Source organism: Streptomyces lushanensis (assembly GCF_001700515.1).
In the GTDB taxonomy this organism is placed as follows: domain Bacteria; phylum Actinomycetota; class Actinomycetes; order Streptomycetales; family Streptomycetaceae; genus Streptomyces; species Streptomyces lushanensis.
On record NZ_MAUD01000034.1, the window covers coordinates 15,925 to 27,626 of the forward strand.

At 71.3% G+C, this 11,702-nt stretch carries 8 protein-coding genes and 2 pseudogenes; 3 read left to right on the plus strand and 7 right to left on the minus strand.

Features of this window, described 5'->3' with window-relative positions:
- Positions 1-16 precede the first annotated feature (16 nt).
- Positions 17-1,522, plus strand: a complete 1,506-nt coding sequence (locus BFF77_RS02960; RefSeq protein WP_066943491.1) for an NsdA family TPR-like regulatory protein — start codon at positions 17-19, stop codon at positions 1,520-1,522.
- 185 nt (positions 1,523-1,707) lie between these two features.
- Here BFF77_RS02960 and BFF77_RS02965 read toward each other — a convergent pair whose 3' ends face one another.
- Complete coding sequence (locus BFF77_RS02965; protein WP_066943493.1) at positions 1,708-3,033, minus strand: NAD(P)/FAD-dependent oxidoreductase; 1,326 nt, start codon at positions 3,031-3,033, stop codon at positions 1,708-1,710.
- A 272-nt stretch (positions 3,034-3,305) separates the two neighbouring features.
- On the minus strand, positions 3,306-4,190 hold the full coding sequence (locus tag BFF77_RS02970; protein WP_066943495.1) for a TIGR01777 family oxidoreductase: 885 nt from the start codon (positions 4,188-4,190) through the stop codon (positions 3,306-3,308).
- Positions 4,191-4,232: 42 nt separating this feature from the next.
- Here BFF77_RS02970 and BFF77_RS02975 point away from each other — a divergent pair, with 42 nt between their 5' ends.
- Positions 4,233-4,769, plus strand: coding sequence for a GNAT family N-acetyltransferase (locus BFF77_RS02975; RefSeq protein ID WP_066943497.1), 537 nt, complete (start codon positions 4,233-4,235; stop codon positions 4,767-4,769).
- A gap of 267 nt (positions 4,770-5,036) precedes the next feature.
- On the opposite strand, the pseudogene BFF77_RS02980 reads toward BFF77_RS02975, so the two are convergent.
- Positions 5,037-5,555, minus strand: a pseudogene (locus BFF77_RS02980) (DUF4240 domain-containing protein); the annotation flags it as partial.
- Positions 5,556-5,644: 89 nt separating this feature from the next.
- A complete protein-coding gene (locus tag BFF77_RS02985; protein ID WP_066943499.1) occupies positions 5,645-6,610 on the minus strand; it encodes a helix-turn-helix transcriptional regulator in 966 nt (321 codons plus the stop codon).
- A 183-nt stretch (positions 6,611-6,793) separates the two neighbouring features.
- Between BFF77_RS02985 and BFF77_RS02990 the strand changes: the two genes are divergently transcribed.
- Positions 6,794-7,195 (plus strand): DUF6221 family protein, encoded by a 402-nt coding sequence (locus tag BFF77_RS02990; RefSeq protein WP_066943501.1) that lies wholly within the window; start codon positions 6,794-6,796, stop codon positions 7,193-7,195.
- Between the two features lie 102 nt (positions 7,196-7,297).
- On the opposite strand, the gene aceE is transcribed toward BFF77_RS02990, so the two are convergent.
- The 3 genes and pseudogenes from aceE to BFF77_RS03005 all read right to left on the minus strand — a co-directional run.
- Positions 7,298-9,976 (minus strand): pyruvate dehydrogenase (acetyl-transferring), homodimeric type, encoded by a 2,679-nt coding sequence (gene aceE / locus BFF77_RS02995; protein ID WP_066943503.1) that lies wholly within the window; start codon positions 9,974-9,976, stop codon positions 7,298-7,300.
- A 216-nt stretch (positions 9,977-10,192) separates the two neighbouring features.
- Positions 10,193-10,816: a GntR family transcriptional regulator gene (locus tag BFF77_RS03000; protein WP_066943505.1), complete on the minus strand. Its 624-nt coding sequence runs from the start codon at positions 10,814-10,816 to the stop codon at positions 10,193-10,195.
- 142 nt (positions 10,817-10,958) lie between these two features.
- Positions 10,959-11,636 (minus strand): annotated as a pseudogene (locus BFF77_RS03005) (2-oxo acid dehydrogenase subunit E2); the annotation flags it as partial.
- Positions 11,637-11,702 lie beyond the last annotated feature (66 nt).

Below are 11,702 nucleotides of genomic sequence, written 5' to 3' on the forward strand. Positions count from 1 at the left end.
GGAGACCGTACAGCTGATGTCGGAACGACCTCCGCAGCGCATCCCCAACCGCCAGCTCGCCGCGCTCATCGCGGAAGCCGGATTCTCCAACGCAGGTCTCGCCCGCCGGGTGGACCAGCTCGGTCTCGAACACGGCCTGGATCTGCGGTACGACAAGACGTCGGTGACACGCTGGCTGCGTGGACAGCAGCCCCGTGGCACCACTCCCGCGCTGATCGCCGAGGTGTTCACCCGCCGTCTCGGCCGTCGGCTCTCCGCACAGGATCTGGGGCTGGACGCCTGTGCGCCGGTCTACGCGGGTCTCGAATTCGCCTCCTCGCCCGAGGAGGCCGTCGACATCGTCGGCGGACTGTGGCGCAAGGACTCCGGCAGCCACTCCGAACTGCGCAAGATCGCGTTCACCCCGGCCGGGCTGGTCGTTCCCAGCCGCGACTGGCTGATCGGACGCGCGGACGAACGGGTCGGCCATCCCGGCCTCGACACGCACACCGCCGGCCGCGGTCCTGAGAACGGCGACGCCCGCGGTCACGACAGCGGCGGCCAGGAGGCCGCCGCCCGGGTGCCCGCGCAGGGCCGGCCCGCCACCGTCCCCAAACCCCGTACCGAACGCGCGGCGGGCCAGCGGGTCACCCTGGGCGATGTGGCCGCCCTGCGCTCCGTCGGCGACCTCTTCTGCTCCCTCGACCAGACCTACGGCGGGGGCCATGCCCGGCAGGCGCTCGTCCGCTATCTGGAGCACGAGGCGGAGCCGATGCTGCGCGGTCTGTACGGGGAGACCACCGGCCGCAGGCTGTTCGCCGCGGCGGCCCATCTGACCCGGCTGGCGGGCTGGACCTCGTACGACATCGCCGCCCACGGTCTCGCCCAGCGCTACTTCGTCCAGGCGTTACGGCTCTCCCAGGCGGCCGGGGACCGCGCCTACGGCTCGTACGTCCTGATCACCATGAGCCGGCAGGCCGTCTATCTCGGCCATGGCCGGGAGGCGGTCCAGCTCGCGCGGGTGGCCCAGCAGGGCGTCGGCGGCTCCGCGCCACCGGTCGTCCAGGCGCTGCTGCACGCGGCCGAGGCGCGCGGGCACGGTGTGCTCGGCGAGGCACGGGCGTGCACCGCCTCGCTCGTACGGTCCGAACGCGCGCTGGAGTCGGCGCGGCCCGGCGACGAGGTACCGCACTGGGCCCGCTTCTTCGACGAGGCGCAGCTCGCGGACGAGTTCGGGCACTGCTACCGGGATCTCCAGCAGTACCGCGCGGCCGTGCAGCACGCCGAGCGCTCGCTCCAGCTGCGCGCTCCGGCGTACGCCCGCAGCCGGCTCTTCTGCCGGGTGGTGCTCGCCTGCGCCCGGCTCGGCCTCGGTGAGCTGGACCAGGCGTGTCTGCTGGGCGCGGAGGCGGCCAAGCAGTCGACCGAGATGCGGTCGGCGCGGGCGGTGGAGTACGTACGGGACTTCGAACGGCGCCTGGAGCCCTACCGGGACGCGGCGGCCGTACGGAACTACCGCGACCGGATCGCGGCACTCGGCTGACGCCGGGCCCCGGTCCGAACCCGTACCCGAACGCCCCGGTCCGAGCCCGAGCCCGCGTCGGTCCGAGCCCGCGTCGCCCACGCCCCAGCCCGCACCGCACGCCGTATGCCGCACACCGTATGAAGCCGGTCCCGTCCGGGGTTGTCGGCGCCGGACGGGACCGGAGCTGAAGCCGCCGCGATGCCCTACGCCACCGCGGGCAGGGACGCGGTCTCGTACTCCGGGTGTACGCCCAGATCGCGCAGGATCGCGTGGGCGACGCGGCGGCCCGAGAAGAGCGCGCCCTGGACCGTGCTCGTGTCACGGTGGTCGCCGCACACGTACAGCCCCGACAACAGCCGTACCGGGCGCCGCAGATCGTGCGGCGGCGGCATCGCGGGCACCGCCTCCGGATCGTGGTGGACGGCCAGCAGCTCCCAGTCGTCGGTGGACGTCCCGTACAGCTTTGTGAGATGGGCGCGGACCGAGCGGTCGAGCGCGGCGGCCGGCGGAGGCGTGCCGAGCACCGTCGAGGAGACCAGCACGCGGCCGGCCGGGGCCCGCGAGGGATCGACCGCGCTCATCACGGCGGTGTACGCGACCGGGCCGCCGCCGTCGGCGTCCAGCAGCAGCGCCGGATCGGTCATCGGCGGTACCGGCGCGGTGTGGTGCAGGACCGTCACCGGGTGGAAGTCCGGCACCCGCAGCCCCGGCAGCAGTTCGGCCGCCGCCCGCGCGCCGGTCGCCAGGACGAGCGCGCGGCAGCCGAACTCTCCGTGCTCCTTGGTGGTGACACCGCTGATGGACGCGTCCGTGACACAGACGTCCGTGTTGACGGTGCCTTCCGGCAGCGTCCGGGCGAGCAGCTCGGGCAGCGCGCCGGCGCCGCCCGCCGTGACGAACATCCGGCCACGGGCGAACGCGCGCAGCGCGAGATCGGCGCAGCGGCTGGACGTCCCGAGACCGGGATCGCAGAGCAGCGCGGACAGCAGCGGGCGCACGAAGCCGTTGACGGTACGGGCGGGCAGCCCGCGCGCCGACAGGGTCTCCAGGGCGGTACGTTCGGGACGGGCCAGCAGCCGTCGCGTCGGGGTCGCCGCGAGACGGCTGAGAGCTGCGCCGAGCCGGGCCTGGTCGACCGCGCCGCCCAGCGGCGGCCGGGGGGCGCTCGCCAGGGCGCGCGCCACGGTCAGTGCGCTCCGCGCGCTCCCGACGGCCCCGGTCCGGTAGTTCCGTCCGTCGCTGTGCACGAGCACACCCGGCGAGAACTTCCGCAGCCCCACGCCGTCCAGGCCCGGAGTGCGCAGCAGCTCCGGATACGAGGTGGTGAGAAGCTGTCCGCCGCGGTCGAGCCGGAAGCCGTCCACCTCGTCGGTGACCATACGGCCGCCCACGCGCGGAGCGGCCTCCAGGACCCTGACCTTCACACCTGAGCTGGTCAGATGTCGGGCGGCCGACAGACCTGCGAGCCCGGCTCCGATGATGACGACGTCCGCCTGCTGTGCGGTCGAGCGGTGTGCGGTGCTGAGCACGGCCCCTCCCCGAGGTCGGCGCGGCTGGTGGGGTTGCTGATGGCCTTCGTCAGGCCCTGGAACGCCCGAACCCCGGAACGCCGGGAGCGGTGTCCAGGCGGTGCTGGGTCCGGGTCGGGTTCCGGTCGGGTTCCGGTCGGGTCCGGGTCCCGGTCCGGTCGAGTCCCGACGAGCCTAGAAAAGGAAGGGCCGCGTGTCGGACGCGCGTGGCCGGGGTCACCGGTGCATGGGGGGTGCGCGCCCGTTCCGGCCGGGGAGGACCTGTCGCTCGCCTACGCCGCGCGGATCGCCTCGTCAATGGTCGGGAACGCGAAGGTGAAGCCCGACTCCAGCAGGCGCGCCGGGAGCACCCGTTGGCTGCCCAGCACATCCTGCGACAGCTCGCCGAGCACCGCCCGCAGTGCCACCGCCGGGACCGGGAACGGCGTCGGCCGGTGCAGCACACGCCCCATCGCCGCCACGACCTCACGGTTGGTGACCGGCTCCGGCGCGGTGAGATTCACCGGCCCCTCCAGCGTCTCGGTGTCGATGAGATGCCGCAGCGCCGCGACCTCGTCGTGCAGCGCGATGAAGCTCCAGTACTGGTCTCCTCCGCCGAGCCGCCCGCCCAGTCCCGCGCGGAAGATCGGGAACAGCCGTCCCCAGGCGCCGCCCGCGCGGGAGACCACCAGTCCGGTCCTGGCGAACACCGTCCGCACGCCCGCCTCCTGCGCGGCCTGGGCGGCCTCCTCCCACTCCACACAGAGCGAGGGCAGAAAGCCGTCTCCCGGCGGCGCGTCCTCGTCGACCGCGCGGTCGCCGGTGTCTCCGTAGAAGCCGATGGCGGAGCCGCAGACCAGTACCCGTGGCCGCTCGTCCAGTGCGGCGACGGCCTCCGCGACGGCGGCCGTGCCGAGGACCCGGCTGTCCCGGATCTCCTTGCGGTACGCCTCGGTCCAGCGGCGGTCGGCGATCCCGGCCGCCGCGAGATGGACGACGGCCTCGCAGCCGTGCAGACCGCGCACGTCGACGTACTGCCGCAAGGGATCCCACTCCACCTCGTCGCCCGTGCGCGAGGGGTGCCGCACCAGGCGTACGACGTCATGGCCGTCGGCGCGCAGGGAGCGTACAAGTGCCGTACCGATGAGACCGGTGGAGCCGGTGACCGCGATCCTCATGCTTCCATCCTGCCCCGTGCGGCTCCATGGCACAGTTGCGCCATGTCCGTACAACGCGCCATGTCCGCGCCACAGATCCGTCCCGCCACCCTCCAGGACGACGAGGCACTGACCGAACTGGACCGGTCGACCTGGTCACCGCTGCACGCCGTGACACCGGAACCACAGCCTCCCTTCCCTCCCTTCTTCGACTCCGGTCATGTGCCCGAGGACTACCTCGTCGCCGAGGTCGGGATCGAGGGCGCGGAGGACCGGATGGCCGGGTACATCCGGGTGGCGCGGCCCTCGCCGCACGCCACTCAGGCGCATGTACGGCAGATACAGGGCCTCGCGGTGTACGAGTGGGCGCGCGGCCGTGGTGTGGCGCGCGCCCTGCTGCGCGCGGCGGCGGTGCACGCGCGCAACCAGGGCGCACGGCGGCTCACGCTGCGGGTGCTGGGACACAACACCGCGGCGCGGAGCCTGTACGAGTCGGAGGGCTTTGCCGTCGAGGGAATCATGCCGGAGGAGTTCTGCCGGGACGGGCAGTACATCGACGACGTGTTCATGGCGCTTTCCCTGACCGACCGGACCGGCTAGACGCGTCGGTGAGGCTGGACGCGTCGGAGGACCAGCCTGACCGGGGGACCTGGCGGACGGGGCGGACCGGGCGGATCGGCTACGAAGCGGCCGGCGACGGAACGGAGCGGGGGGCCGCCCTGCCGGAGCGGGGAGCGGACCGCCCCGGGTCTACCGTCCCGTCCGGCGCTCCCGTCCCTCCCGCGCGTCCTCCACTTCCACTTCCTCCACGTCCTCCACCTCGTCCTCCCGCTCCTCCTGGCCGACCCCCCGCGGCTCCTGCCCGAGCCGGTCCCCGAAGCGCTCCCACAGCCGTGGGAACCGCTCCGCGAGTGCCGTGTCGTCCTCGAAGTCCATGGGTGTGCCCTGCGGCTCCGCGGTCTGCGGCGGGATCCCCAGATCGGGCGCCACCACTCCGGTGAGCTGTTCGTACGCCTCGTCCGCCGCGTATCCCAGCTCCTCGCCGTCCCCGTCGAGGTCCTCGTCGAACTCGTCCAGGAGTTCGGCGAGGCTGTCGGGCTCGTGCACCGCGCCCTCGAAGATCTCGCGGCCCTGACCGATCAGCCAGCAGCGGAAGTAGTCGAAGGCGTCGTCGCTCGCGCCGTCCAGCAGCACGGTGGCGGCGCCCCACAGATCCCAGTGGTAGGCGCGGTTGTAGCGGGACTCGAAATGGCGCGCGAAGTCGAGCACGGAGTCGGGATCGAGCGTCAGCAGCCGCTCGACCAGCAGATCCGCGTGGTCCTCCGGGTCTCCCTCGGCGGCTTCGCGGGTGCTGTCGATGATCTCCCAGAACTCCGTCTCGTCCATCACGGGTCAAGCATCGTGCTTGGCGGAGGGCCGCGCACGCGGAGCCGCACAAATCACGGGGGTTTCTTGAGAACCCGTCCGGCTCACCCTCACCCGTACAGCGCGCGCATCCGCTCCGCCGCATCCGCGAAGCGGCTCCGCAGGGCCGCCGGTTCCAGGATCTCCGCGTCCGGGCCGAGCGTCAGCAGCTGGGAGAACGCGACCTCCTCCGACTCCACCGGCAGCGTGAGCGTCAACAGCCCGTCGCCGTCGACCGGTTCCGCGGCCGCGATCGCCTCGTGGGCGGCGGCGCGGTCCACGATGTACGGCAGCCTGCGGGCACCGTCCGCCGAGAGCCGTACGACGATCCGCGTGGCGAGCAGGGAGCGCGCGAACTCCGCCGACTGCTCCTCCCAGAAGGTGGGCAGATCGAAGCACTCATCTCTGACGAAACGTTCCTTCTTGGGCTCCACGGCGGTGAACCGGTCGATCCTGTAGACCCGGAACGTCCCTTCCGTACCGGCGCACAGATACCAGATCCCGGCCTTGAGCACGAGACCGTACGGCGCGAGCTCCCGCTCCACCTCCGTGTCCCGGCGCCGGTAACGGGCGTCGACCAGCCGGTCGTCCCACACCGCCTCGGCGATCGCGGGCAGCAGTTCGGGTGTCCGGGGCTCGCTGTACCAGCCGGGCGCGTCGAGATGGAAGCGCTGCGCCGCCGAGTCCGAGGCGTCCCGCAGCGAGGGCAGCAGCGCCGCCGACACCTTCAGCCGGGCCGCCGACGAGATGTCGTCGAGGCCCATCTCGCGCAGCGCGCCCGGCACTCCGGAGAGGAACAGCGCCTCGGCCTCACCGCGCGCGAGACCGGTCAGCCGCGTACGGTAGCCGCCGATCAGCCGGTAGCCGCCGCTCCTGCCACGGTCCGCGTAGACCGGCACGCCCGCCTCGGAGAGCGCCTGGGCGTCACGTGTGATGGTCCGCTCGGAGACCTCCAGCTCCCGGGCCAGCTCGGCGGCGGTCATGGACGGTCTGGACTGGAGGAGGAGAACCATCTTGATCAGCCGGGCAGCGCGCATGACTCCATGATGCCGGGCAGTTCGGCCACCCGTGGAAGCGGTTGGCCAATTGCCGTGGCCTGATTCCATGATAAGTGGCGCATACGCGAGCAGATCCCGTATAGATCACGCATGGATCGCGCACGGGCGGCGGACTGCTCCCGCCCGGGAGCGGGAGCGAGACGGCAAAGGACCGGGAACCTGATGACTGACCACAACGCCGACCTGGTGGCCTTCGTCCGGGCACGCCTCGACGAGGAGGAGCGGATCGCGAGAGAGGCCGGCGCGGAGAGCTGGCGGTGTCCGCCGGAGCTGCCCGGTGAGGTCCACGACCGCACGGGCGGGATCGCGTTCAGCGTGCGGACACGCGGTTACGACCAGCACATCGCGCGTCAGGACCCGGCGTACACGCTCCGCCGTATCGAGACCAGCAGGGTGCTGCTGGACGAGTACACGGAGGTGGCGGCGCTGGACACCGACCGTCCCGCCTACGACTTCGCCTCCGGCCGGGCCGTCGGGCTCGGCTTTGTCGTACGGCAGATGGCCGCGGAGCACGCGGGCCATCCCGACTACCAGGTGAAGTGGCTGCCCAGGTTCGCCTCGTGACCCGTCGGCGCGTGCCGCCGCTGCCGCGCGGGAACGCGGCGCGGCTCCTCTCCCGGACCCGGTGTGCCGGGAGAGGAGCCGTACCGTCGGAATCCCCGGGCGTCAGAGGCCGTAGCGCTCGCGCGCCTCGACCACCCGCTCCGGTTTGACCTCGCCCCTGCGGGCGAGCTGCGCCAGCGCGGCGACCACGATCGACTCGGCGTCGACACCGAAGTACCGGCGGGCCGCCACGCGGGTGTCGGAGAGACCGAAGCCGTCCGTGCCGAGCGAGGTGTAGTCCTGCTCCACCCACTGGCTGATCTGGTCGGGCACCTGCCGCATCCAGTCGCTGACGGCCAGCACGGGACCCGGCGCGCCGGAGAGCACGCGCGTCACGTACGGCACCCGCTGCTCACCGCGCAGCAGCGCCTCGTCGGCCTCCATCGCGTCCCTGCGCAGCTCGCCCCAGGACGTGGCGGACCAGACGTCGGCCGTGACTCCCCAGTCGGCGGCGAGCAGCTCCTGCGCCTCCAGCGCCCAGTGGATCGCCGTACCCGACGCCAGGAGCTGGGTGCGCGGCGCGTCGGCCGCCGCCGGAGCGCCCTCCCTGAACCGGTACAGGCCCTTGACGATGCCCTCCTCGACGCCTTCCGGCATCGCGGGCTGCGGCATCGGCTCGTTGTAGACCGTCAGGTAGTAGAAGACGTTCTCGGCGTCCGGGCCGTACATCCGCCGCAGACCGTCCTTGACGATCACCGCGAGCTCGTACGCGAACGCCGGGTCGTAGTTGAGCGAGGCCGGGTTGGTGGACGCGATCAGGTGCGAGTGGCCGTCCGCGTGCTGGAGGCCCTCGCCCGTCAGTGTCGTACGGCCCGCCGTGGCGCCGACGATGAAGCCCTTGCCGAGCTGGTCGGCGAGCTGCCACATCTGGTCGCCCGTGCGCTGCCAGCCGAACATCGAGTAGAAGATGTAGAACGGGATCATCGGCTCGCCGTGCGTCGCGTACGACGTCGCGGCGGCGATGAAGTCGGCCATCGAACCGGCCTCGGTGATCCCCTCGTTGAGGATCTGGCCGTCCTTGGCCTCCTTGTAGTACATGATCTGGTCGCGGTCGACCGGATCGTACGTCTGGCCCAGCGGCGAGTAGATGCCGGCCGACGGGAACAGCGCCTCCATGCCGAACGTACGGGCCTCGTCGGGGACGATGGGGACCCAGCGCCTGCCGGTCTCCTTGTCCCGCATCAGGTCCTTCATCAGCCGGACGAACGCCATGGTGGTCGCCACCGACTGCTTGCCCGAGCCCTTGTAGACCGTCTGGAACGGCTTGTCGGACGGCTCGGGCAGCACGACGGGATGCACCCGCCGGGCCGGTGCGGGACCGCCCAGCTCCGCGCGGCGCTCCTGGAGATAGCGCACCTCGGGCGAGTCGGCGCCGGGGTGGCCGTACGGCATCAGGTCCTCGGCCAGCTTCGCCGCCGGGATCGGCAGGTCCAGCAGATCGCGCATGGCGCGGAACTGCTCGCCGGAGAGCTTCTTCATCTGGTGGTTGGCGTTGCGCGACTCGAAGCCCGAGCCGAGCGTGTAGCCCTTCACCGTCTGCGCCAGGATCACGGTCGGAGCGCCCTTGTGCGCCACCGCCGCGCGGTAGGCCGCGTACACCTTGCGGGCCTCGTGGCCGCCGCGCGAGGTGAAGAAACACTCGGCGATCCTGGCGTCGGGCAGCAGCCTCGCCATCTCGATCAGCGCCGGGTCGACACCGAAGAAGTGCTCACGGATGTAGGCGACATCACGCGTCGCGTACGTCTGGAACTGCGCGTCCGGCACCTGGCGCAGCCGGCGTACCAGCGCGCCCGTGGTGTCCAGCGCGAACAGCTCGTCCCAGGCCGAGCCCCACAGTGACTTGACGACGTTCCAGCCGGCGCCGCGGAACTGGGCCTCCAGCTCCTGCACGATCTTGAAATTGGCGCGGACCGGGCCGTCGAGGCGCTGGAGATTGCAGTTGATGACGAAGGTCAGATTGTCGAGCTGCTCACGCGAGGCGAGGGCCAGTGCGGCCGTCGACTCGGGCTCGTCCATCTCGCCGTCGCCGAGGAAGGCCCAGACGTGCGAGGCGGAGGTGTCCTTGATCCCGCGGTTGGCCAGATAGCGGTTGAAGCGCGCCTGGTAGATCGCCGAGAGCGGGCCGAGGCCCATGGAGACGGTGGGGAACTCCCAGAGCCAGGGCAGCCGCCGCGGATGCGGGTACGAGGGCAGTCCCCTGCCGCCCGCCTCCTGGCGGAAGTTGTCCAGATCGGCCTCGGTCAGCCGGCCGTCGAGGAAGGCGCGGGCGTAGATACCGGGGGAGGCGTGGCCCTGGATGTAGAGCTGGTCGCCCGAGCCGGGAGACTCCTGGGATTCCTTGCCGCGGAAGAAGTGGTTGAAGCCCGTCTCGTAGAGCCAGGCCGCCGAGGCGAAGGTGGCGATGTGGCCGCCGACGCCGAGCCGGGCACCACGGGTGACCATCGCCGCCGCGTTCCAGCGGTTCCAGGCGGTGATCCGGGCCTCCATCGCCTCGTCGCCGTCGTAGGCGGGCTCGGCGGCGGTCGGGATGGTGTTCACATAGTCGGTCTCCAGCAGCGCCGGCACCGGGACCCCGGCCGTTCCCGCGTGCTGGAGGGTCCGCCGCATCAGATACGCGGCACGGTGGGGGCCTGCGTGCTCGGTCACGGCGTCGAGCGAGGCCGCCCACTCGGCGGTCTCCTCGGCATCACGGTCCGGGAGCTGGTCCAGCTCGCTCGGGAGTTTGCCTACGGGGTCGGTCATGGTCGCCGCCTTCCGGACAGGAGGGGGGTGGAGAAGAGCCTTGTCTGGCAGGACAGGGCGAAGGGCTGGGTGCAGCCCGCTCATGACTGTAAGTCGCTGATCGATGATCGATCAAAGGGTTGAAGGGCAAAACTTCTCAGCAGGAAGAAATTGGCATTCCGTGCCGTATGAGGGGGCACCGAGTGACGGGTTGCATATCGTGACAGAAGGTGTGAATCAGGCGCGCGGCGCGCATCCGAGCACATGGTCCTTCACCAGTGTGCCGATCCGCGGATCACACCTGCGGAACGCCTCGACGAGTTCCTGGTGCTCCTCGGCGTACGACTGCTGCACGGTCCCGAGCCAGCGGATCGACAGGGCCGTGAACACCTCGATGCCGAGCCCCTCCCAGGTGTGCAGCAGCACGCTGTTCCCGGCCGCCCGCACCAGCTCCCGGTGGAAGGCCACGGTGTGCCGCACCTGCGCCGTGCCGTCCGCGTTGCGGTCCGCCTCGTACAGCGCCGTCACATGCGGCTCCAGCGCGGAGCAGTCCACGGCGAGCCGCCCGGCCGCCAGCTCCGCGGCGATCTGCTCCAGGCCCGCCCGTACCGGATAGCTCTCCTCAAGATCGGCCGCGGTCAGATTCCGTACCCGTACGCCCTTGTTGGGGGCCGACTCGATCAGCCGCAAACTCTCCAGCTCGCGCAGCGCCTCGCGCACCGGTGTCTGGCTGACCTGCAGCTCCGTCGCGATCCGCCGCTCCACGATCCGCTCGCCCGGCTTCCAGCGACCGCTGACGATTCCGTCCACGATGTGCTCGCGGATCTGTTCCCGCAGCGAGTGGATGACGGGCTGGGCCATGAAGCGCTCCTCGGTGGCAGCGGTCGATGTGTAGACAATACGGCGCGTGCCCCTTACAACGGCGCCCCCGCCCGGAGCGGATCCGGGCGGGGGCTGCACTGTCATGACCCGGCTCACTCCGGGGCGCTTCTGTCCGCGGGCCCTACAGGCCCAGCTCCACCTCGAACTCGCCGGCTTCGAGGATGGCCTTGACCGCCGTCAGATAGCGGGCGGCGTCGGCGCCGTCCACCAGCCGGTGGTCGTAGGAGAGGACGACATACGTCATGTCGCGCACCGCGATCGTCTCGCCGAGGTCCGGGTGGTCGATGACCACGGGACGCCGGACGGTGGCGCCGATGCCCAGGATGGCGGCCTGGTTCGGCGGCACGATGATCGTGTCGAACAGCGCACCGCGCGAACCGGTGTTGCTGATGGTGAAGGTCCCGCCGGCCAGATCGTCCGGCGTGATCCGGCTGGCCCGGACGGCCGCCGCCAGCTCCGCGGTCTTCTTGGAGATGCCGGCGATGTTCAGATCGCCCGCGCCCTTGATGACCGGGGTCATCAGGCCCTTCTCGGAGTCCACCGCGATACCGATGTTCTCCGAGTCGAAGTACGTGATCGTGCCCTCGTCCTCGTTGATCCGGGCGTTGATGACCGGGTGGGCCTTCAGCGCCTGGGCCGCCGCCTTGACGAAGAACGGCATCGGGGAGAGCTTGACGCCCTCGCGGGCGGCGAAGGACTCCTTCGCCTGGGCCCGCAGCCGCATCAGCTTGGTGATGTCCACCTCGACCACGGAGGTGAGCTGGGCCTGCGAGTGCAGCGCCTTCATCATGTTGTCGCCGCTGCGCGGTCAGACCGTCAAGATGACCCGGATGCGCAAGGTCATCGGCGACAACATGATGAAGGC